This is a genomic window from Planobispora rosea (assembly GCF_014648175.1).
GTDB classification, from domain to species: domain Bacteria; phylum Actinomycetota; class Actinomycetes; order Streptosporangiales; family Streptosporangiaceae; genus Planobispora; species Planobispora rosea.
Window position 1 is genome coordinate 22,693 of record NZ_BMQP01000005.1, and the last position, 21,520, is coordinate 44,212.

The window sequence follows — 21,520 nt, forward strand, 5'->3', positions numbered from 1 at the left end:
GAGGGCCCCGGACGGGAGCACGGCATGAGGGCAGCGGCATGAGGACAGCGGCTATGAGGACAGCGGTATGAGAGCGATGCGCCGTACCGGTCACTGGACCGTCGCCGACCGCGTCGCCGCCCCGGTCCGCGGCGTCCCGTTCGAGCTGCCCGCCGGCGCCCGCGCCTTCACCGTCCGCCTCGCCTACGACCGCTCGGCGGGCGTGCTCGACCTGGGCTGCCTCGGCCCGCGGGGGTTCCGCGGCTGGTCCGGCGGGGCCCGCTCCGAGTACACGATCGCCCCGGCCTGGGCCACCCCCGGCTATCTGTCCGGCGAGCCCGAGCCCGGCGTCTGGCACGTCCTGCTCGGCCTGCACCGGGTCCCGCCCGGCGGCCTGCCGTACCGGCTGCGGATCATCCCGCACGTCTCCCCGCCGGCCGTTCCCCCGCCGCTCCGGCGCGGCCTGCGCCCCCCGCCCCCGCCGCCCCGCGAGCCCGCCGCGGCCCGGCGCGGCCTGCCCGTCCTCGGGGGCCTGCGCTGGCTCGCCGGGGACCTGCACACGCACACCGTGCACTCCGACGGCTCCCTGACCGTCGCCGAGCTGGCCTGCCTGGCCGCCGACCGGGGCCTGGACTTCCTGGCCGTCACCGACCACAACACCGTCAGCCACCACGCCGAGCTGCCCGCCGCCGCCGCGTACGCCGCCATCACCCTCCTGCCCGGCCAGGAGATCACCACCGACCTCGGCCACGCCAACGCCTTCGGCGACCTCGGCTGGATCGACTTCCGCGAGCCGCCCGGCGTGTGGGCGGCCGCCGTACGGGAGAGGGACGGAGTGATGTCGATCAACCATCCCGTCGCCGCCGACTGCGCCTGGCGTCATCCCCCGCCCGGCACGGACGTGCGGTCCCCGGTCGTCGAGGCCTGGCACTGGAGCTGGCTGGACCGTTCCTGGGGCGCCCCGCTGGCCTGGACCCAGGCGTGGACCGCCGCCCCCATCATGATCGGCGGCAGCGACTACCACCGGCCCGAGGAGGGGCACCCGCCCGGCGAGCCGACCACCTGGATCCTCGGCGGTGACGCTCCCGGCGCGGCCCTCGACGGGCTGCGCGCCGGCGCCACCGCCGTCTCGGCCTCGCCCGGCGGGCCGCTCCTGCTCCGCCACGGCGACGACTTCATCGTCCTGGACGCCGACGGCCTCGTCCTGTGGGGTCCCGACACCCGCCGGGTGATCGTCGGCGACCGGGTCGTCCTGCCCGCCCGGCCGGGCCCCCACCGGCTGGAGACCTTCCGCAACGAGGTGATGGCCCTGTGCAGCTGACCCCGGCCGGTCCGGTGGACGTCGCGGTCGCCGGGCTCGGCGTGGCCGCGCAGGTGATGTACCTGCCGCTGCTGGCCAGGCGGCCGGAGCTGTTCCGCGTCACCGCCGTCTGCGACCTCGACCCCGGGCGGGCCGGTCTGGCCGCCCGGCGCACCGGCGCCCGCCCCTTCTCCGATCCGTACGCCATGCTCGGTCACGGCGGCTTCGACGCCCTCATCGTGCTCACCGCCGGGACCCACGGCGAGATCGTCTCCGCCGCGCTCGCCGCCGGGTACGCCGTCCTGTGCGAGAAGCCCCTCGCCTACAGCCGCGCCGAGGTGAGCGCCCTGCAGAACGAGGACCGCCTCATGGTCGGCTACATGAAGCAGTACGACCCGGCCGTCCGGCGCGCCGCCGCCCTCCTCGGCGGGCACGCCATCCGGCACCTCGACGTCACGGTCCTGCACCCCGCCGGCGAGGCCCAGCTCGCCTTCGCCCGCGTCCCCCCCTCCAGGCCCTCCCCGCAGGCCCTGGAGCCCTGGCTGGACGCCGACGAGCGGGCCCTGGACACCGCCCTCGGTCCCGCCGCCCCCGCGGCCTGGCGGTCCCTCTACGCGAACGTCGTGCTCGGCAGCCTCTGCCACGACCTGGCCCTCATGCGGACCTTCAGCGGCCCGCCCGCCACCGTCGAGCACGCCGCCGTCTGGGACGGGCCCTCCGTCGAGGTCGCCGGCGCGCTGGAGCACGGCCGGTACGGCCTGCGCTGGCACTACCTGCCCGGCCACCCGGCCTACCGCGAGACCGTCACCGTCCACCACGAGGACGGCTCCCTGGAGCTCGTCTTCCCCTCCCCCTACCTGATGAACGCACCCACCGTCCTGACCGCCACATCCCTCTCCGGCACCACCGAGGTGCGGGCCGCGCACCGCGACGTGACCGAGGCGTTCGAGCTCCAGCTGGAGGCCTTCCACGCCCTGGTCACCGAGGACACGCCCCCGCTCACCGGGCTCGCGGGCGCCGTCGCCGATATCGTGACGGCGCAGCGGATCATCGCAGCGGCCGCCGGAGACGCCATCGGAGGCGAAGCCAATGACGCACACCAGTCGCACGACGCCTGACCCCGCGACGCCCGCCCCCACACCGTCCGCGCCGTCCGCGCCGTCCGCGCCGGACATCGTCGTCGTCCCGCACACCCACTGGGACCGCGAGTGGTACCTGCCCTTCCAGCGCTTCCGGCTCGGCCTGGTCCGCATGCTCGACGAGGTCCTCGACACCATGGCCGCCGACCCCGGCTACCGCTTCACCATGGACGGCCAGCTCGCGGCCCTGGAGGACTATCTGGAGATCCGCCCCGAACGGCTCCCCCTGATCACCGCCCTGGTCGCCGAGGGCCGCCTGGCCGCGGGCCCGTGGCTCATCCTCGCCGACGAGTTCCTGTGCTCCGGCGAGACCCTCATCCGCAACCTGGAGTACGGCACCCGCGGCGCCGACGCCCTCGGCGGCGCGATGCGCGTGGGCTACCTGCCCGACCAGTTCGGCCACTGCGCCCAGATGCCGCAGATCCTCCGCCAGGCCGGGTTCGAGCACGCCTGCCTGTGGCGCGGCGTACCCGCCTCCGTCGACCGGGACGCCTTCGCCTGGACCGGCGCCGACGGCACCGTCATCCGCACCCAGTACCTCCCCGGCGGGTACGGCAACGCCGTCGCCCTGTTCAGCGGCCCGGCCGAGGCCCTGCCCGACCGGATCACCGCCTTCACCGAGACCCTGCGCCCCTGGCGCCCCGACGGTCCCCTGCTGGCCATGTACGGCGCCGACCACAGCGCCCCGGCCGCCGACATCACCGCCGCCGGGCTGCGCCTGGCCACCCTCGGCGAGTACGTCACCGCCCAGGACCCCTCCACCGCCGGCCTGCCCGCCGTCTCCGGCGAGCTGCGCTCCCACGCCCGCGCCAACATCCTGCCGGGCGTCATCTCGGCCCGCGTCCCCGCCAAACGCGCCATGGCCCACGCCGAGCGCGTCATCACCCGCTACGCCGAACCCCTGGCCGCCCGCTGGCTGCCCGGCGACACCGCCGCCGCCAAGCTCCTCGACCTGGCCTGGCGCCGCCTGATCGCCTGCAGCGGCCACGACTCCATCACCGGCTGCGGCGCCGACGACACCGCCCAGCAGGTCGCCGCCCGCATCGCCGAGGCCGGGCAGATCGGCCAGGCCGTCGTCGACATGGTCGGCGCGTCACTCGCCGCGCGGGTCCCCCGCGACCGCATCGTCGTGGTCAACCCCTCCCCCTTCGCCCGGACCGCCCTCGTCCTCGCCGACCTCCCCGAGAGCCGCGCCCGCCTGCTCGCCCCCGGCGGCGCGCCGGTGCCGCTGCAGCGGCTCGAACTGGCCCCCACCCTCCTCGACGAGACCGCCATGGACGATCTCACCCGTCTCCTCGGCCGCGTGCACGAACGTGAGCTGTTCGGTCTCCAGATCATCTCCTGGAGCGCCTCCGGCGGCACGGCCCCGGGCGCCCCCGGGACCTTCACCATCGTGGTCGGCCGCCACGCCACCACCGGATACGACTACGCCGACCTGCGCCGCGCCGTCCTGGAGGCCGCCACGGCCCGGCCCGGCCCGTGGCTCGTGCGGACCCTCGCGGAGCCCGTCGTCACCGTCGCGGCCCGGGTCACCGTCCCCCCGCTCGGCCGTACCGTGCTCGCCTCCGCCCCCTGGTCCGCCACCGGAGCCCCCGCCGGGGACTCCGGTGGCTCAGGTGACTCCGGGGGCGCCGCTCCGGCCGGCGGGGACGCCGTCCTCGACAACGGCCTGCTCCGGGTCACCGTCGCCCGCGACGGGACCCTCTCCCTCCGCTCCGCCGGAGCCGAGGCCCACGGGGTCGGCCGCATCGTCGACGGCGGCGACGCCGGGGACACCTACAACCACGCGCCGCCCCGCCACGACCTCCTCGCCGACGCCCCGTCCTCCGTCGAGGTCGAGAGCGTGTACGCGGGTCCCCTGGTCTCCGTGCTGGAGATCCGCCGCACCTACGACTGGCCCGTCGAGTCCTCCGGGGACGGCCGCGCCTCCACCACCGAGACCGTCGCCGTCACCACCCGCGCCGAACTCCGCGCGGGCGAACCGTACCTGCGGCTGGAGACCTCCTTCGACAACCGCACCCGCGACCACCGCGTCCGCTGGCACGCACCCCTCCCCCGGGCCGCCGCGGAGTCCTTCGCCGAAGGACAGCTCGCGGTCGTACGGCGCGGCCTGACCGCCGAGGGCGGCTGCGGCGAGGAACCCCTGCCGACCTACCCCGCCGAGGGCTTCGTGTCCGCCGGGGGGCTCGCCGTCCTCCTCGACCAGGTCACCGAGTACGAGCTGACCGGCGGGGAACTCGCCCTCACCCTGCTCCGCTCCGTCGGCCACCTGTCCAGGAACCGCAACGCCTACCGCGACGAACCCGCCGGCCCCCAGCTGCCCACCCCGGACGCCCAGTGCCCCGGCCCGGCCGCCATGCGCTTCGCCGTCCTCCTGCACGACGGCACCTGGGACGAGGCCGGTCTGCCGCGCCTGGCCGAGGAGTACCGTCACGAGCTGCTGGCCGTCCCCGGCTCGGACAGCGCCTCCCCCGGCGCGGCCGCCCCCGGTGCACCCCCCGCGCTCGTGAGCGCTCCCCTGGAAGCGTCCCCGGACGCCCCGCTGGAGATCGACGGCCCCGGCGTGCTCCTCACCGCCCTGCGCGAACGCGACGGCGCCCTGGAGATCCGGATCGTCGCCGAGTGCCTCACCGCCACCGAGGCCGTCGTCCGCGGCCCCTTCAGCGCCGCCCGCCGCGCCGGCATCCTCGGCGCGGCGGGCGAACCGCTGGAGGTCACCGGCGGTGCCGTACGGCTGCCGCTGCGCCCCTTCGAGATCGCGACCGTCCACCTGGTCCCCTGACCCCGGGACCGCGACCACCGTACGGACCTCCGCCGCCACGTCGGTGATCTCTCCCCAGGCGTTCCCTCAGGGGCGGACGGCCGTATCGATCATCCGCGTGCCGAATCGGACGGACCGGGCATGCGCCGTGTTCTCCCCGCGACGCGGGGAGAACGTGCGTCTTTCAGGAACCGCACCCGGCTCCCGGATGACTTCGGCCTACTCTCCGCCCTTCTGGACGTATGACCTCACGAACTCCTCCGCGTTTTCTTCGAGGACCTCGTCGATTTCGTCCAGAATCGCGTCCACGTCATCCGTGAGCTTCTCGTGGCGCTCCTGAACGTCGGTGGACTCCTCGACCGCGACCTCGTCGACCTCGCGGTCGGTCCGGCCGGTCTGCTTCTGCCCGCCGGTGTCCTTGCTTGCCATATGTGGCACCTCCGCCTGGGGGACGTCTGTAGTTCATATCTTCCCCGAAGTGACAGACATTTCGCGCGGATCACCCCCACGATCGTCAGCCGCCTCGGACCCTGCCGCCAGACAACCTCCCCCTCCGCCTGAGAGGCAAATCGCGCCTTGACTCGATAGTCCCACTATCCAATAATTGGCTAGCACCACTATCCAACTTGGAGGCGCCATGTCCCCGTCATCCCTGAGCACCGCCGGAGTGCTCCTGATCACCGTGCCCGCCGTCGCCTTCGGCGGGGTGTCGCTCCTGACGCACATCATGCGGAACCTGCCCGGATACCTCGACAACCCCGTCCGGCGGGGCCTGTGGCGGGCCGGGCACGCCCACGCGGGCGTTCTGGTGCTCTTCGCCCTCGTCGCGCTGCTCTACATCGACCAGGCCGACCTGTCCGACGGGATCAGGGGCCTGGCCCGCACCCTGATCGTGGCGGCGCCGATCCTGATGCCGCTCGGGTTCTTCCTGTCGGTCGTGCGCCCCTCGGACACCGAGCCGAACAAGCTGATCTGGCTGGTCCCGCTGGGCGGGGTGTCCCTGGCAGCCGGGACCCTGCTGCTCGGCATCGGCCTCGTCTGAGGGTTTCCGGGGGCGTTCACCCGCCTCCTTTACAAAGTAGATTCATACTCTTTCGGTCGGTTTCCCCGCTCCCGGACGGCCCGAGTAGGCCTTCGGCGCCGATTGCTGAGATCATGCCCGGATGAGCAGCATCGTCGCCGATCGGTACCAACTCCTCGCTCCCGTGGGCAAGGGCGCGACAGGCGTCGTGTGGCGGGCCCATGACCAGCTGCTGGAGCGGGACGTGGCGCTCAAGGAGATCGCGCTGCCGCCCGGTCCCGACGCCTCCCACCGGCGGCGGAAGGTGGTGCGCGAGGCCCGGATGGCGGCCCGGCTCAGCCACCGGGGCATCGTGACGGTGCACAACCTGGTCGAGGAGCCGGAGCGTCTGTGGATCGTCATGGAGTTCCTGGAGGCGCTGACGCTGCACGACACGGTCGTGCAGGCGGGCCCGCTCCCGGTGGAGCTGGTGGCGAAGCTGGGCCGGCGGCTGCTGGAGGCGTTGCGGCACGCGCATGACGGCGGGGTGGTGCACCGGGACATCAAACCGGCCAACATCATGCTGACCGGAGACCGGGTGGTGCTGGCCGATTTCGGTTTCGCGGCGTTCGAGGGCGCGGCGACGACGTCGATGCGCGGAACCCCAGCGTTCATCGCGCCGGAGGCGTTGCAGGGGCGGGGCGGGACGCGCGAGGCGGACATGTGGTCGTTCGGGGCGACGCTGTACATGGCGGTGGAGGGCCGGACCCCGTTCCGGACGGTGAACTCCATAGCGGCGCTGATAGAGGCGCTGCGGGAGCCTCCGCGCGCGCCGCGCCGGGCGGGCGCCCTGGAGCCGCTGCTGCGCGGCCTGCTGCGCAAGGATCCGATGTCCCGCCTCGGTTCGGAGCAGGCCTACCAGATGCTTGTGAACCTGCGGCGGCACAGCGCCGCCTGAGCCCTTCCGGGTGGTTCATCCGCGCCCCGCGCCGGCGCCCGGAAGGCTGAAACGTTCTTCTGTTCACATATGCCGTTGAGACACATGTGGCCGATATATATGCGACTGAATTGTTATGCGCGTTCCGTGATATCGCCCCTTGGTGCACCGTTCCAGGTGAAAACATGAATCGCCGATGATCTGATCGCTATGGCGGCGGGTGGTTCATGGGAAAGGAACCGGGAAAGCAGCGATTACTCGGGGGCCGTTACCGGCTGATGTCCCCGCTGGGAAGGGACGGCGCGGGCATCATGTGGCGGGCGCACGATCTGCGGCTGCGCAGGGACGTCTCGATCAAAGAGGTCCAGCCGCCGTTCCGGGGAGGCGGCGCCGACCTCGGTCACGCGCGGCGGCGCGCGTTGCGTGAGGCCCGGTCGGCGGGGCGGCTGAGTCATCCGGCGGTGATCTCGGTGCACGACCTGCTGGAGGACCGGGGGCGGCTGTGGATCGTGATGGAGATGCTGGAGGCGCTCACCCTGCGGGAGACGGTCGGGCATCTCGGGCACCTGCCGGTCCGCTGGACGGCGTGGATCGGGTTCCAGTTGCTCGCGGGGCTGCGTCACGCGCATGAGGCGGGGGTCCTGCACCGGGACATCAATCCGGGGAACATCCTGCTGACCGGTGAGCGGGTGGTGCTGACCGATTTCGGCATCGCCGCACTGAACGGGGACCCGGGCGTGTCGACGACGGTTCCGATCAATTGTTCCGCGGCGTATGTCGCGCCGGAGCGGCTGCGGGGCATGCCCGCGAGCCCGGCGGCGGACCTGTGGTCGTTCGGGGCGAGCCTGTACTTCGCGGTCGAGGGTTCGGCGCCCTATCCGGAGTCGGGCGCGCTGTCGGCGCTGGAGAGGGCCGCGGCCGGGGAACCGGCCCCGCCGGTGAGGGCCGGGACGCTCCGCCCGGTGCTGGAGGGGTTGCTGCGGCGCGATCCGGCCGAGCGCGTCACCGCCGATCAGGCCGCGCGACTGTTGTCGCAGGTGCTCCGGACGGAGGGGATGGTGGTGGGCCCGTCCCGGCTGCCGGTGACGCGGTTGCCGCCGGGCCCCTTTACGATGTAGATCACCGGATAATCCCTCAAGACCGGTTCCCTCATGCCGATGTGGCGTCCGAGGAAGAATCCGCGTCACAGGGGAAGTAACGGCATGAGAATCGGTCAGCGAGAGCGCGCCATGCTGCCACGCGCCTCCCTCGTCCGCGTCCTGAGAGAGCCGCTGCCGGCCGTGCTCGGGGTGCTCGCGGTGTTCTCCGTCGGGTGGTTCGCCCTCAACTTCCCGCGCCCCCTGGCCCCGCCGTTCGTGGGCTGGCTTCCGCTCCCGATCTCCTTCGCCCTGGCCGCCCTGGCGTCCGGGCGGGTGGCGCGGACCGCCGCCCTGGCCGCGCCCGCGCGCTCGTTCTGGCGGCGGCTGGGCATCGCCCTGGGCCTCATCTCGGCCGCTCTGCTCAGTAACGCCCACGACGCGCTGGCCGGGCCGGACGCGCCGACCCAGAACACCGGGCCGCTGACCATCGCCCTGTATCTCTGCGGCATCCTGGTCGCGCTCTGGGCGCTGCTGCGGCTGCCCGGGGCGGCGCGTTCACGCAAGGCGCGTCTGACGATGGGGCTCGACTCGGGTGTCGTCCTGCTGGCCGCGGGACTGCTCACCAGTTACTTCACGATGCAGAGCGCGCCGCAGCTGGCCGCTGTCACGGGTTCGGACTGGTGGGCCCTGACGGTCATCACGCTGGCTTTCGTCACGGTGCTCGCCGCGGTCAAGCTGGCGCTGGCCGGGACCGGCCCGCTGGACTTCCGGTCCCTGTCGGTCCTGGGGATGGCGGGCCTCGTGGGCGCGCTTGGCGGCGCCCTCATGCCGCTGGTGCAGTCCAAGCCCTACCTGCACGCCGGGCAGGTCAGCGTCCCGGTCGCGGCGTTCCTCGCCGTCGCCGCGGCCGAGCTGCAGCGGCGGGCCGCGACGGACCCGATGCCGCGCTCCCGGCCCCAGCGGCCGTTCAGCCTGCTGCCGTACGCCGCGATCGCGGTGACGGACGTCCTGCTGCTGGTCTCGACCCGATCGGCGAGCCCGGGGATCCGCGTGGTCGTGGCCGGCGCGATCGCCCTGACCGCGCTGGTCGTGGTCCGTCAGGTCATGGCCTTCTACGACAACGCCAACCTGCTGGCCCGGCTGGACGCGAGCATGCTGGAGATGAGCCGGCACGAGCAGCGGTTCCGGTCGCTGGTGCAGAACTCCTCCGACGTCATCACGATCAACGACGTGGACGGGAACTACGTCTACATCAGCCCGAGCGTCGAGGCCATTCTCGGCATCTCCGTCCACCAGTGGCTGGGCCGCCCGGTGCGGGACTTCGTCCATCCGGACGACCAGGAGGCCCTCGTGGAGATGAGCCATCGCCTCCGGGAGCGTTCCGGCGCCACCGCCACCTGTCAGGTCCGCATGCGCCACGCGGACGGCAACTGGCGCTGGGCCGAGGTCGTGAGCACGAACCGGCTGGACGACCCCACCATCCGCGGCATCGTGAGCAACACCCGCGACATCACCGAGACCAGGCGTTTCCAGGACGAGCTGGCCCACCAGGCCACCCACGACGCGCTGACCCTGCTGGCCAACCGGACCCTGTTCACCGAGGAGGCGTCGGGCGCCCTGGACGCCGGGAGCGGCGTCGCGCTGGCGCTGATCGACCTGGACGACTTCAAGACGATCAACGACCGGCTCGGGCACGCGATGGGCGACGCCGTCCTGGTGGCCGTGGCCGGCCGGCTGCGGGAGTGCATCCGGCCGGGTGACTCGGTCGCCCGGCTGGGCGGGGACGAGTTCGCCGTGCTGCTGCGGGGCGTCTCCCCGGAGGAGGCGGACCGGATCGCCGGACAGATCATCACGACGCTCGGCACCCCCGTCAACGTGGAAGGTCACGACCTGCTCGTGCAGGCCAGCGTCGGCCTGGTGGACGGCGAGCCGGGGATGGGCGCCAGCGAGCTGCTGCGCCGCGCGGACGTGGCCATGTACGCCGCCAAGGAGCAGGGCAGGAGCCGCTGCGTCCGCTACACGGCGGATATGGACCTCCGGGCGATCGAGTACGCCCAGCTCGGGGCCGAACTGCGGCGGGCCGTGGGATCGGGCGAGCTGTTCCTGATGTACCAGCCGGTGGTCACCCTGCCGGCCGGTGAGGTGTCGGCGGTGGAGGCGCTGGTGCGCTGGCGGCACCCGGAGCGCGGGCTGGTCCCCCCGGCGGAGTTCGTCCCGGTCGCGGAGCGCAACGGGACGATCGTCCAGCTCGGCGCCTGGGTGCTGCGCGAGGCGTGCCGGCAGATGGCCGCCTGGCAGCGGACCTACGGCGACGCCGCGCCCTCCCGGGTGGGGGTGAACGTCTCGGCCCGGCAGTTGCGGGAGCCGGGGTTCGCGCAGACCGTCGCGGACGTGCTGCGCGAGACCGGCCTGCGCCCGGAGGACCTGCTGGTGGAGATCACCGAGACCGCCGTGTTCGACGGCGGGCCCGCGCTGGAGGCGGTGCACGCCCTGCGCGACCTCGGTGTCAGCGTCGCCCTCGACGACTTCGGCACCGGGCACTCCTCGCTCGGCCTGCTGCGGACCTGCCCGGTGGACGTGCTGAAGGTGGACAAGTCGTTCGTCGACGGGGTGACCGGCACGATCGAGCAGGCGGCGATCGCCACCTCGCTGGCGCACATCGCCCAGGCCCTGCGGCTGCGGGCGGTGGCCGAGGGCGTGGAGACCGCGGCCCAGGCCAGGCGGCTGTACCAGCTGGGCTACCGGCTGGCCCAGGGCTTCCATTTCGCCCGGCCGCTCTCCCCCGAGGACGTCGGGTCCCGTCTCTCCGCGCGCGTGGAGCGGGGGCAGGAGTCCGACTCGTGGGACCCGCCCGCCCTGGCCAGCTGAGCGCGGCGGGGCCGGGGGCGGCGTTCTCCGGCGAGGAGGCCAGGAAACCTGCTATAGTGCAAAATGCAATATAGGAGGAGGCACTATGGCGCGACGTCCAGACCTGGTCGGGCTGACCGTGCTGGCCGTGCTCTCGGTGCGCGCCGGCCATCCGTACGAGATCCATCGCTTCATCGTCGACACGCACAAGGACTATGTGACGGGGCTGCCCAGGAGCCTCTACCACGCGGTCGAGAGGCTGGCGGGCGAGGAGCTGATCGTCCCGGTCGAGAGCGGCAGGGAGGGCCGCCGGCCGGAGCGCACGGTCTACGAGATCACCGACGAGGGCCGCAGGGAGCTGTCGACCAGGCTCCGCAGTCTCCTCCAGACCCCCGCCCCCGACCGCCGCACGTTCACCGCCGCCGTCTCCCTCATCGGCACCCTGCCGGCGTCCGAGGCGCTGCGCGCCCTGCGCCTGCGGGCGGCGGCGCTCGAAGGGCTGCTGGCCGGGACGGACGCCCACCTGAGCGTCATGAAGGACAGCGGCCTGCCCGACATCTTGATGATCGAGGTCGACTACGAGCGCACGCTGAACGAGGCCGAGCTCGCCTGGGTCCGGAGCCTCATCGCCCGCCTGGAATCGGGGGAGCTCAACTGGCCCGGCACCGTCCGGCGGGACCTGCTGTCACAGGTGCTCGACGAGCCGCCGCGGGCGCCCGGCGAACCATGAGAAAGCGGCTGCCGGGGTGCGCCAACACCCCGGCAGCCGGACATCCGAACAAGGCGCCCGCCCTGTCTGGACTCGCGGTCTCCAGGATAGGCGCCGCGACCGAGAGGAATCGCGCCATGTCCGTGAACACCGAGACCCTCGCCCCACCCGCGGGCCGGGGCTACGACTTCTTCCAGGACACCGGGGTGGCACGGTGAGCGGGAAGAAGCTGATCACCGAGGTCGCCGGGGTCGTCGGGGCCCCCGCCGCCGAGGTCTTCGACGGACTGGCCGCCGTGCTGCTGCCCGACGGCAGGCGCACCGGCCGGTTCACCGTCGAGGACCTCCCCGGACACACCTCCGCCGTGGAGGTGTCCGACCGCGCCATCTCCTTCCAGGGCGGATGGTGGTACCGGGGCGAGTGGAGCGTCGAGCCGCACCCCGAGGGCGCGCTGCTCATCCATCGGGTCTTCGACGTCGCGCAGCGGATGCGGTGGGCTGTGGCGCCGGCCAACCGCTTCTTCATCGGTTTCGCCGGCAACACGCGGAAGGGGTTCGCCGAGAGTCTCACCCGGCTGGGAGACCGTCTGGGATGTCCGACCCGTCTGGTGTAGGGGCTCCGGATCAGCGGGAGGGTACGGCCCCGCGCCGGCACGCCCGGGCGAACCGGGCGGCCAGGTGCGGGGCACCCGCCCAGTGCAGGTGCAGGTAGGAGGCGGTGACCCGGCCGTCGGCGAACCCGTCGGCCCCGCCGCGCCAGCGGAACAGCGGCCGGTCGGGCGCGGGGCGGACGGCGGTGCGGTGGAACTCGTGCCCGCGGTACCGTTCCCCGCTCCCGGTGAGGACGGAGTCGCGGACGGCCACCGCGTCGCGATAGCCGAGGGTGAGCGTGCCGGTCATCTCCGCCTCGGCCGCGACGACCCCGCACATCGGCAGGCCGTCCAGGGAGCGCGCCAGGTAGAGCAGTCCGGCGCACTCGGCCGCGATCGGCCCGGCGAACGCGGCGATCTCCTTGCGCAGCGGCTCGTTCGCGGCCAGGTCGGCCGCGTAGACCTCGGGGAAGCCGCCGCCGATGACGATCCCCCGGGTTCCCGCGGGCAGGGTCTCGTCGGTGAGCGGGTCGAAGGTGACGATCTCGGCCCCGGCCGCGGACAGCAGCTCGGCCTGCTCGGCGTAGCCGAAGGTGAAGGCCCGCCCGGCGGCGACGGCGACCGTGACCCCGTCCGGCCCGGCGCCGCGCACGTCGGCGGGTACGGCGGCGGGTACGGCGTCCGGCGCGGGCCCGAGCACGGCCGCGAGATCCGGCACACCGGCGGTGGAGTCGATGGCGGAGGCGGGATCCCACGGGTGGACGGTCAGGGGCGGGGCCGTGCGCGCCAGCCGTACGATCGCCTCCAGGTCGCAGGAGGCGGCGACGAGCGCCTCGGCGGCCTCCATCGCCTCGCCCGCCGGGGCGCGGCGCTCGGCGGCGGGGACCAGGCCGAGGTGGCGGGAGGGCGTGGCGACGGCGTCGCTGCGGCGGATCGCGCCCAGGACGGGGACGCCGCTCTCGGCGAGGACCTCGCGCAGCAGGTTCTCGTGCCGCTCGGAGCCGACCCGGTTGAGGATCACCCCGCCGAACCTGAGCCGGGTGTCGTAGGAGGCGAAGCCGTGGACCAGGGCCGCCACCGAGCGGCTCTGCCTGGCCGCGTCGACGACCAGGACGACCGGGGCCTCCAGCAGGCGGGCCACGTGCGCGGTGGAGGCGAACTCCCCGGAGCCCGCCCCGTCGTACAGGCCCATCACCCCTTCGACGACGGCGATGTCCGCCCCGGCCGCCCCGTGCAGGAACAGCGGCGCGACGAGGTCCTCCCCGGTCAGCCAGGGGTCGAGGTTGCGTCCAGGGCGGCCGGTGGCCAGGGCGTGGTACCCGGGGTCGATGTAGTCGGGCCCGACCTTGTGCGGGGAGACGGCGAGCCCGCGACGGGTCAGCGCGGCCATGAGGCCGGTCGCGACCGTGGTCTTCCCCGTACCCGACGCGGGCGCGGCGATCACCACCCTCGGCACGTGCCCGATCACCATTCGATGCCCTTCTGGCCCTTCTGCCCGACGTCCATGGGGTGCTTCACCTTGCCCATCTCGGTGACGAGGTCGGCGGTCTCGACCAGGCGCGGGTGCGCGTCGCGGCCGGTGATGACGACGTGCTGGTTGCCCGGGCGCGCCGTCAGGGCCGCGACCACGTCCTCGACGTCGATCCAGCCCCACTTCACCGGGTAGGTGAACTCGTCCAGCACGTACAGGCGGTAGGTCTCGGCCGCCAGGTCGCGCTTGATCTGCTCCCAGCCCTCCCGGGCGTCGGCGGCGTGGTCGTCCTCGCTGCCGGGACGCTGGATCCAGGACCAGCCCTCCCCCATCTTGTGCCAGGAGACCGGCCCGCCCTCACCCGACGCGCCGAGGACCCGTAGCGCGCGTTCCTCGCCGACCCGCCACTTGGCGGACTTGACGAACTGGAACACCCCGATCGGCCAGCCCTGGTTCCAGGCGCGCATGGCCAGGCCGAAGGCCGCGGTGGACTTCCCCTTGCCGGGCCCGGTGTGGACCATCACCAGCGGCCGGGTGCGGCGCTGCCGGGTGGTCAGGCCGTCATCGGGTACGGTGACCGGTTTTCCCTGGGGCATGTCACGCCTTTCGTCTGCTCACGCCTGTCGCGCCTGCCTGCTTCTGTCTGCTTCTGTCCGCGTCTGCTCATGCTTGCTCACGTCGTACGGTCACGCGGCGGTCCGCCGCTGCCGGATCATCCCGGCGAGGTCCGTGAGGTCGTCCAGGCGCACGGTCTCGGCGCCCATCCGGTGGGCGAGGGAGGCGGCGAGGCCGAGGCGGACGTGGCCGCTCTCGCAGTCCACGACCACACTTGTCACCCCGGCCAGCAGCGTCGCGGCGCGGCGCGACTCCTCGACGGTGCCGGAGGTGACCCGGCCGTCGGTGACCAGCACCAGCAGCGGCCGGCGGGCCGGGTCGCGAAGCCGCTCCACCCGGAGCACCTCGGCGGCGCGCAGTAGCCCGGCGGCCAGCGGGGTGCGCCCGCCGGTGGGCAACTCGCGCAACCGGGCGGCGCCCGCCTCGACGGAGGAGGTGGGCGGCAGCACGAGGTCGGCGCGGGAGCCGCGGAAGGTGATGAGGCCGACCTTGTCACGACGCTGGTAGGCGTCGAGCAGGAGGCTCAGCACGGCCGCCTTGACCGCGCTCATGCGCTTGCGGGCCGCCATGGACCCGCTGGCGTCGACGACGAGGAGCACCAGGTTGCCCTCGCGGCCCTCCCGGACGGCCTCGCGCAGGTCCTCGCGGCGCAGCAGCAGCCCGGGGCCGCTCCTGCCGCGCTCCCGCTGGTACGGCGCCGCGGCGAGGACGGTGGCGGTCAGGTGCACGGAGGCGGGACGCCCGCCGGGGACGCGGGCCCCGGTGGTGCGGCCGAGCGGGGTCCTGGCCCGGGAGCGGCGACCGGGGGCTCCGGCGCCGATCCCGGGGACGGTGAACACCCGGGCCGGACGGAGCGGGCCGGGCGGCGCGACCCGCTCACCGTGCCCGCCCTCGGCCTCCGGCCCCGGATCCGCCGCGTGCCCGGCGGGCGGACGGCCGGGCCCGCCGGATGCGGGGTCGTGTGGATCACCGGAGGAACCTGTGCCGTCGCCGGGAGCGTCGCCGCCGGAGCCGTCGGGGCCGCCGTCCCCGGGACCGTCACCACGGGAGCCGCCGGGAGACCCACCGGAGCCGCCGGGGCCGCCGTCCTCGGGGTCGTCCTCGGGGCCGTCACCCTCCGGGTCGTCGGGGACCTGGGCGAGGAGGGCGTCGAGCATCGCCTCGTCCAGGCCGGGGGCGTCGAAGGGGTCGCGGCGGCGGCGGTGCGGGAGGGCGAGCCGGGCGGCCTCGCGGACGTCCTCGGCGGCGACCTCGGTCCGGCCCCGCCAGGCCGCGTGGGCGATGGCGGCGTTCGCGGTCACCAGGTCGGCGCGGAGGCCGTCCACGTCGAACCCCGCGCAGACCGTGGCGATCCGCCGCAGCGCGGAGTCCGGCAGGACCACGTCGGCGACGCGGGCCCGCGCCTGGGCGATCCGGACGGCCAGCTCCGCCTCCCGGTCCGCCCAGGCCGCGGCGAAGGCGGCCGGGTCGGTCTCGAAGGCCAGGCGGCGCCGGACCACCTCGGCCCGTTCGCCCGGCTCCCGGGAGGCCCTGACCTCGACGGTGAGACCGAACCGGTCGAGGAGCTGCGGGCGCAGCTCCCCCTCCTCGGGATTCATGGTGCCCACCAGGAGGAACCGGGCGGCGTGCCGTACCGAGACGCCTTCGCGCTCGACGTAGCAGGTACCGAGCGCGGCCGCGTCCAGGAGCAGGTCGACGAGGTGGTCGTGGAGGAGGTTGACCTCGTCGACGTACAGGACGCCGCGGTGGGCCGCCGCGAGGAGGCCGGGTTCGAATGCCTTCACGCCCTCGGTGAGGGCACGCTCGATGTCGAGGGAACCGGCGAGGCGGTCCTCCGATGCTCCGACCGGCAGTTCGACCAGGCGGGCGGGACGCGGGATCCCGATCCCTGCGCCGTCGCCCGCTCCCCCGGTCCCGGTGCCGTGCGGCCCGTCGGGACAGCCGGGGTCGGGCGCGGCCGGGTCGCAGGAGAAACGGCAGCCGGGGACGGTCGTGACGGGTGGCAGGAGTGCGGCGAGCGCCCGCACGATCGTGGACTTGGCGGTGCCCTTCTCCCCCCGGACGAGCACGCCGCCGACGCGCGGGGAGACCGCGTTGAGGATCAGGGCGAGCTTGAGGTCGGCGAGCCCGACGACCGCGGTGAAGGGATAGCGCGCCTCCCGTGCCGCCGGGGGCGCTCCGGGGGTCGCTTCCGGGATCCCCGCCGGAATCGCGGGGATCTCCGCCGGGGTCTGTGCGGAGGTGTCGGGCACCGTCGGTTCTCCTTGGGGTTCGTCATTCGGGGTAGCCGAGCCGCCACCGGCCGTCGCGCCCGGTGAGCGTGACGCGGGCCAGCGGCGCGACGTCGACACGCCAGAAGGATCGGGCGGGGGCGGCCAGGGCGTGGACGACGGCGGCGCGGATGACCGCGGGGTGGGTGACCGCGACGGTCCTGCCCGGCGCCGTACCGGCCAGCCAGCCGGCCACCCTGCCGATGAGGCCGAGGATCGTCTCCCCGCCGTGGGGCGCGGCCGCGGGGTCGGTGAGCCAGGCGGCGAGCGCCTCCGGCTCGGCGGCCTCGACCTCGGCGAGCGTCATGCCGCGCCAGCGGCCGTAGTCGCAGTCGGCCAGCAGCGGGTCGGGGTCCTCCCCGGCCCGCAGACCGAGCGCCTCGGCGGTCTGCGCGCAGCGCCGCTCGGCGGCGCGGACCACCCGGACGCGGCCGGGCCCGGCCTGTCCCTCCCGGTTCCGGCCCCCTTCCACCGCCCCCGCGAGCGGCGCCAGGGCGGCGGCCCGGCGCAGGCCGCGCTCGTCGAGCGGCTCGTCGCCGGGGAACGCCGCCCGCGCGGTCGCCCGGGTCGAGGCGTGGCAGACCAGCAGCAGGCGGGTGGTCCCGCCGGGTGCCGTCACGCCGGGGCGGGCGCAGGCGGTGCCGTGGTCCGCTCGCGTACGGCGAGGGCGAACAGGGTGCCGACGCCGAGCCAGAACACGGCCTGGGTGCCCAGGGAGGCGATCCGGAAGTCCCACAGCAGGTCGGCGGGGAAGCCGGCGGGCACCTCGGCGATCTCCGGCAGGAAGATCCAGGCGGCGGCCACGGGCAGCAGCGTCGCCGCGCCTGCCGCGGCCCAGCGCAGCGCGGGGTCCGACCCGGCGGCCAGGCGGTGGGCCGCGGTTCCCGCGGCGGCGGCGAGGATGCCGATGGCCACGGCCACCAGGTAGAGCACGGTGCGCTGGTTGATCGTCTCGGGGTCGCCGACGGCGGGCGGGTTGGCGGGATATTTCAGGAAGGGGACCAGGACGACGGTGGCGAACGCGGTGGCCGCCAGGACGGCCGCGAGCACCGGGGCCGAACGGGGTCCGGCCCGGCCGCGTACGGCCGCGTAGACGAGGGCGAACAGGCCGCCGAGCGCCACGCCGTACAGGGCCAGGGCCAGGAAGAGGCCGAAGCGCTGCCCGCCCCTGCTGACGAGGGCGCCCTCACCGTGGGAATGACCTCCCCCGGAGGTGCCGGCGTGGGAGTGGTCCTCCGCGGGCGCACCGGCGTGGGAGTGGCCTCCGCCACCGGCCGGAGCGCCCGGGCCGGCCGCGGCCGCCTCCTCCAGCGCGATGGCCCGCTCGATCTGCGGCTCGCCCACCGCGTAGGCGAAGACGGCCGCGAGCAGCCCGGCGAGCAGCCCGGCGAGCATGCCCCGGACCAGGAGTCTGGTGATCACGTGTGGCTCAGTGGCAGGGAACGCCGAGCAGGTGGCGTCCGTCGTGCATGAGCTCGTGGAGGTAGGTGCCGGCCTGCGAGATCGCGCCCTGGTCGAAGGCGGCCAGGTAGGCGACGAGCAGCAGGACCGGTACGGCGAGCAGCCAGCGGGTGAGCGAGGTCCACGGAACGGGCTGGGTCTGCGGAGCCGAGATCTGGCTCACGGCTACCTCCTTCAGGGATTTCGCGTCCCTCTCGTAGGTGGTGGCGGCCGAGTGACCTGGCTTCCGGCCCGCAAGGGCCGGTTACAGTGGCGCGACCGCACCGGAATCTCACCGGATTTCCCTCGCACCGCCACAAAACATCCGGAACCTATCCCGTAATCCTCTTCCCCGTCAATCTCCCACTCACCACAACAGACGGCATATCCGGAATATCCGGATAAACACCTCAGCACAGGCGGCTCCACGCGGGTCCCAGCGAATGGAGCCCGGGACCCTCCGGTCCCGGGCTCCACAGGCTCCGCGAGCTGCGTCGCGCTACTCGCCGGTGAGCGCGGTGACCAGCTCGGTGGCGGTCCGGCAGCGGTCGAACAGCTCGCCCACGTGGGCCTTGGTGCCGCGCAGCGGCTCCAGCGTCGGGACGCGCTGCAGCGACTCGCGGCCGGGCAGGTCGAAGATGACCGAGTCCCAGGAGGCCGCGGCGACCGAGTCGCTGTACTGGCTCAGGCAGCGGCCGCGGAAGTAGGCGCGGGTGTCGCTCGGCGGGACCTCGACGGCACGCTGCACCTCCTCCTCGCTCACCAGGCGCTGCATCCTGCCGCGGGCGACCAGCCGGTTGTACAGGCCGCGGTCGGGCCGGATGTCGGAGTACTGCAGGTCGACGAGCTGCAGGCGCGGGTGCGACCAGGGCAGCCCGTCACGGCTGCGGTATCCCTCGAGCAGCTCCAGCTTGGCGACCCAGTCGAGCTCCCCCGACAGCTGCATCGGGTCGTCGGCCAGGCGGGTCAGGACCGACTCCCAGCGGTCCAGGACGTCCTTGGTGGGCTCGTCCGCACCGTTGTCGCTGCGGGTCTCGGCGTACTTCCTGGCCAGTTCCAGGTACTCCATCTGGAGCTGGACCGCGGTGAGCCTGCGGCCGTCGCGCATCGGGATCTCGTAGCGGAGCGTGGGATCGTGGGAGACCGCGCGCAGCGCCTGCACCGGGTTCTCCACCGCGAGGTCGCGGGTGAAGAAGCCGTCCTCGATCATGGCGAGGACCAGGGCGGTGGAGCCGAGCTTCAGGTAGGTCGAGATCTCCGACATGTTGGCGTCGCCGATGATGACGTGCAGGCGGCGGTATTTCTCCGGGTCGGCGTGGGGCTCGTCCCGGGTGTTGATGATCGGCCGCTTGAGCGTCGTCTCCAGGCCCACCTCGACCTCGAAGAAGTCGGCCCGCTGGCTGATCTGGAAGCCCTCGCCGCGCGAGTCCTGCCCGATGCCGACCCGTCCGGCGCCGGTGACGACCTGCCGGGAGACGAAGAACGGCGTCAGGTGCCTGACGATGTCGGCGAACGGCGTGGCCCGCCGCATCAGGTAGTTCTCGTGGCAGCCGTAGGAGGCGCCCTTGTTGTCGGTGTTGTTCTTGTAGAGCTGGATGGGGGCGTTGCCCGGCATCGCCGAGGCGCGCACCGCGGCGTCGTGCATGACCCGCTCCCCCGCCTTGTCCCAGATCACCGCGGCCCGCGGGTTGGTGCACTCGGGCGTGGAGTATTCGGGATGGGCGTGGTCGACGTACAATCGCGCGCCGTTGGTGAGGATCACGTTGGCCAGGCCCAGATCCTCGTCGGTGAGCTGGCTCGCGTCCGCCACCTCCCTCGCGAGATCGAACCCGCGCGCGTCGCGCAGCGGGTTCTCCTCCTCGAAGTCCCACCGCGCCCGCCTCGCCCGCGCCGCCGAGGCGGCCAGGTAGGCGTTCACGACCTGGGAGGAGGTCACCATCGCGTTGGCCCCCGGCTGTCCGGGCACGGAGATGCCGTACTCGGTCTCTATGCCCATCACCCGCCGTACCGTCATGCGCACCCTCTCGCACCCTCTGCTCGTCCGGGGCTGTATCGTCCGCCGTCTATACCCCTGAGCCTAGACCTTTCACCATGCCTTGTGGCCAGACAGTTATGGCACCGAAGCCTTTTCGCCCAGGCTGTGCGGCGTCGCGAGGATCCGTTCCGGGGACGGCACCGGCTCCGAGGTGCGGCGGCGCCGCCTGGCCTTGACGAAATCCTGGACCGGCCGTTCGGCCAGCCGGTAGACCAGATAGGAGAAGACCGTTACCGCCAGGACGGTGACCACGGCGGTCAGCCAGGGGGGCAGCGTGTCGCGGAGCGCGGGGATGATGAGTACGGCCCCCGCCGTGTGGAACAGGTAGAGGGGGTAGGTGACGGCGCCCAGGACGACCAGGCCGCGCCAGCGCAGCCGGCCGAGCCAGCCCAGGGCGACCAGGGCCATGAGCGCGTAGAAGGCCACCACGGTGGCGACGACGGCCCAGTCGGGGACGGGCATGGCGGCGTAGCCGACCAGCTCCACCCGGCCGGCCACCCGGTCCAGGGCCGCGTTGACCGCGAGCCCCGCGCTGATCCCGGCCACGCACCACAGGACCAGCCGGGGACCGTACCTGGTCATCAGATAGAAGGCCATGCCGCCGACGAAGTAGGCCGCGTACCTGGGCATGATCAGCAGTTCGACCCAGTAGTCGTCGCTGCCCGCGAAGAACCCCGCCGCCAGCAGCCAGACGCCCATGAAGACCAGGCAGCGGCCGAGCGTCGCCCCGAAGATCACCAGGATGGAGATCAGCAGGTAGAAGCGGAGCTCGACCCAGAGCGACCAGTAGACGCCGTTGGCGTCGTGGACGCCGAACAGGCGCTGGAGCATGGTCAGGTTGACCGCGTAGCCGCCGGAGTCGAGCCTGGGGTCCAGGGCGGTGGCCGAGGTGAGGCCGTACAGGGCCGCGGTGACGCCGACACTGACCCAGTAGGCCGGGTAGAGCCGGACCACGCGGGAGAGCGCGAAGGCGCCCAGGCCCCGCCCCCAGATGCTCATCAGGATGACGAATCCGCTGATCATGAAGAACAGCTCGACGCCGAGGATGCCGAGACCGGAGATCGTGGAGATCGCCGGGAACAGCTCGGCGGGGGTCTCGCCCCACACCGAGCGGAAGGCGATGAAGTAGTGGAAGGCGAGTACCGCCACGGCGGCGACGAAACGCAGGAGATCCAGCTCGGCGAGGCGGCCGCCGTTCCCCGCCGCACCGCGAGACCCCGTGCCGGTCAACGGACGACCGCACCGAAATGTTCACGCACGTCCCTTTGACGGCGGACCGATCACCTGGGTTCCATGGGACGGCGTTCGACTTCTGTGACAGGCGGGAGGACATCGGCCCGGTCCGGGCC

General features: G+C 73.5%; 19 protein-coding genes and 1 riboswitch. Of the genes, 10 read left to right on the plus strand and 9 right to left on the minus strand.

What is annotated here, in order from left to right; translation table 11 throughout:
* The first annotated feature begins 67 nt into the window (after positions 1 to 67).
* The 3 genes from IEZ08_RS06290 to IEZ08_RS06300 are packed head-to-tail and all read left to right on the plus strand — an operon-like array spanning position 68 to position 5,200.
* A complete protein-coding gene (locus IEZ08_RS06290) occupies positions 68 to 1,300 on the plus strand; it encodes a CehA/McbA family metallohydrolase (protein ID WP_189241824.1) in 1,233 nt (410 codons plus the stop codon).
* The gene (locus IEZ08_RS06295) at positions 1,291 to 2,397 is read left to right on the plus strand and encodes a Gfo/Idh/MocA family protein (RefSeq protein ID WP_229802953.1); all 1,107 of its coding nucleotides are present in this window, start codon (positions 1,291 to 1,293) and stop codon (positions 2,395 to 2,397) included. The genes IEZ08_RS06290 and IEZ08_RS06295 overlap by 10 nt, the downstream gene beginning before the upstream one ends.
* Positions 2,369 to 5,200: a glycoside hydrolase family 38 N-terminal domain-containing protein gene (locus IEZ08_RS06300; RefSeq protein ID WP_189241825.1), complete on the plus strand. Its 2,832-nt coding sequence runs from the start codon at positions 2,369 to 2,371 to the stop codon at positions 5,198 to 5,200. Before IEZ08_RS06295 ends, IEZ08_RS06300 begins: the two co-directional genes overlap by 29 nt.
* Positions 5,201 to 5,398: 198 nt before the next feature.
* Here the strand turns inward: IEZ08_RS06300 and IEZ08_RS06305 are convergent, their stop codons facing one another.
* A complete protein-coding gene (locus tag IEZ08_RS06305) occupies positions 5,399 to 5,608 on the minus strand; it encodes a ubiquitin-like protein Pup (RefSeq protein WP_068923992.1) in 210 nt (69 codons plus the stop codon).
* A gap of 208 nt (positions 5,609 to 5,816) precedes the next feature.
* Between IEZ08_RS06305 and IEZ08_RS06310 the strand changes: the two genes are divergently transcribed.
* The 7 genes from IEZ08_RS06310 (at position 5,817) to IEZ08_RS06340 (ending at position 12,364) form a co-directional block, all read left to right on the plus strand.
* A complete protein-coding gene (locus tag IEZ08_RS06310) occupies positions 5,817 to 6,221 on the plus strand; it encodes a hypothetical protein (RefSeq protein WP_189241826.1) in 405 nt (134 codons plus the stop codon).
* A 121-nt stretch (positions 6,222 to 6,342) separates the two neighbouring features.
* A complete protein-coding gene (locus IEZ08_RS06315) occupies positions 6,343 to 7,137 on the plus strand; it encodes a serine/threonine-protein kinase (RefSeq protein ID WP_068923994.1) in 795 nt (264 codons plus the stop codon).
* Between the two features lie 206 nt (positions 7,138 to 7,343).
* Positions 7,344 to 8,234, plus strand: a complete 891-nt coding sequence (locus IEZ08_RS06320) for a serine/threonine-protein kinase (protein ID WP_229802954.1) — start codon at positions 7,344 to 7,346, stop codon at positions 8,232 to 8,234.
* 84 nt (positions 8,235 to 8,318) lie between these two features.
* Positions 8,319 to 11,063, plus strand: a complete 2,745-nt coding sequence (locus IEZ08_RS06325) for a putative bifunctional diguanylate cyclase/phosphodiesterase (protein WP_189241827.1) — start codon at positions 8,319 to 8,321, stop codon at positions 11,061 to 11,063.
* A gap of 85 nt (positions 11,064 to 11,148) precedes the next feature.
* A complete protein-coding gene (locus IEZ08_RS06330; RefSeq protein ID WP_068923997.1) occupies positions 11,149 to 11,772 on the plus strand; it encodes a PadR family transcriptional regulator in 624 nt (207 codons plus the stop codon).
* Entirely contained in the window at positions 11,769 to 11,969 is a 201-nt protein-coding gene (locus IEZ08_RS06335) for a hypothetical protein (protein WP_141704094.1), read from the plus strand. The genes IEZ08_RS06330 and IEZ08_RS06335 overlap by 4 nt, the downstream gene beginning before the upstream one ends.
* Complete coding sequence (locus IEZ08_RS06340) at positions 11,966 to 12,364, plus strand: hypothetical protein (protein ID WP_176728530.1); 399 nt, start codon at positions 11,966 to 11,968, stop codon at positions 12,362 to 12,364. Before IEZ08_RS06335 ends, IEZ08_RS06340 begins: the two co-directional genes overlap by 4 nt.
* A gap of 10 nt (positions 12,365 to 12,374) precedes the next feature.
* On the opposite strand, the gene IEZ08_RS06345 is transcribed toward IEZ08_RS06340, so the two are convergent.
* The 8 genes from IEZ08_RS06345 to IEZ08_RS06380 all read right to left on the minus strand — a co-directional run bounded on the left by IEZ08_RS06345 (position 12,375) and on the right by IEZ08_RS06380 (position 21,401).
* On the minus strand, positions 12,375 to 13,811 hold the full coding sequence (locus IEZ08_RS06345) for a cobyrinic acid a,c-diamide synthase CobB (RefSeq protein ID WP_189241828.1): 1,437 nt from the start codon (positions 13,809 to 13,811) through the stop codon (positions 12,375 to 12,377).
* Positions 13,805 to 14,407, minus strand: a complete 603-nt coding sequence (gene cobO / locus IEZ08_RS06350) for a cob(I)yrinic acid a,c-diamide adenosyltransferase (protein ID WP_189241829.1) — start codon at positions 14,405 to 14,407, stop codon at positions 13,805 to 13,807. Before cobO ends, IEZ08_RS06345 begins: the two co-directional genes overlap by 7 nt.
* Positions 14,408 to 14,497: 90 nt before the next feature.
* Positions 14,498 to 16,624, minus strand: a complete 2,127-nt coding sequence (locus IEZ08_RS06355; RefSeq protein ID WP_189241895.1) for a magnesium chelatase subunit D family protein — start codon at positions 16,622 to 16,624, stop codon at positions 14,498 to 14,500.
* A gap of 76 nt (positions 16,625 to 16,700) precedes the next feature.
* Positions 16,701 to 17,315 (minus strand): histidine phosphatase family protein, encoded by a 615-nt coding sequence (locus tag IEZ08_RS06360; RefSeq protein ID WP_189241830.1) that lies wholly within the window; start codon positions 17,313 to 17,315, stop codon positions 16,701 to 16,703.
* On the minus strand, positions 17,312 to 18,118 hold the full coding sequence (locus IEZ08_RS06365) for a CbtA family protein (protein WP_189241831.1): 807 nt from the start codon (positions 18,116 to 18,118) through the stop codon (positions 17,312 to 17,314). Before IEZ08_RS06365 ends, IEZ08_RS06360 begins: the two co-directional genes overlap by 4 nt.
* A 7-nt stretch (positions 18,119 to 18,125) precedes the next feature.
* The gene (locus IEZ08_RS06370) at positions 18,126 to 18,320 is read right to left on the minus strand and encodes a CbtB domain-containing protein (protein ID WP_084780209.1); all 195 of its coding nucleotides are present in this window, start codon (positions 18,318 to 18,320) and stop codon (positions 18,126 to 18,128) included.
* Positions 18,321 to 18,322: 2 nt separating this feature from the next.
* Positions 18,323 to 18,467, minus strand: a riboswitch (adenosylcobalamin (AdoCbl) riboswitch).
* Positions 18,468 to 18,635: 168 nt separating this feature from the next.
* On the minus strand, positions 18,636 to 20,150 hold the full coding sequence (gene dop / locus IEZ08_RS06375; RefSeq protein ID WP_068924001.1) for a depupylase/deamidase Dop: 1,515 nt from the start codon (positions 20,148 to 20,150) through the stop codon (positions 18,636 to 18,638).
* A gap of 96 nt (positions 20,151 to 20,246) precedes the next feature.
* Positions 20,247 to 21,401 carry an acyltransferase family protein gene (locus tag IEZ08_RS06380; protein WP_189241832.1) on the minus strand — a complete coding sequence of 385 codons (1,155 nt, stop codon included), beginning with the start codon at positions 21,399 to 21,401 and terminating at the stop codon, positions 20,247 to 20,249.
* Positions 21,402 to 21,520 lie beyond the last annotated feature (119 nt).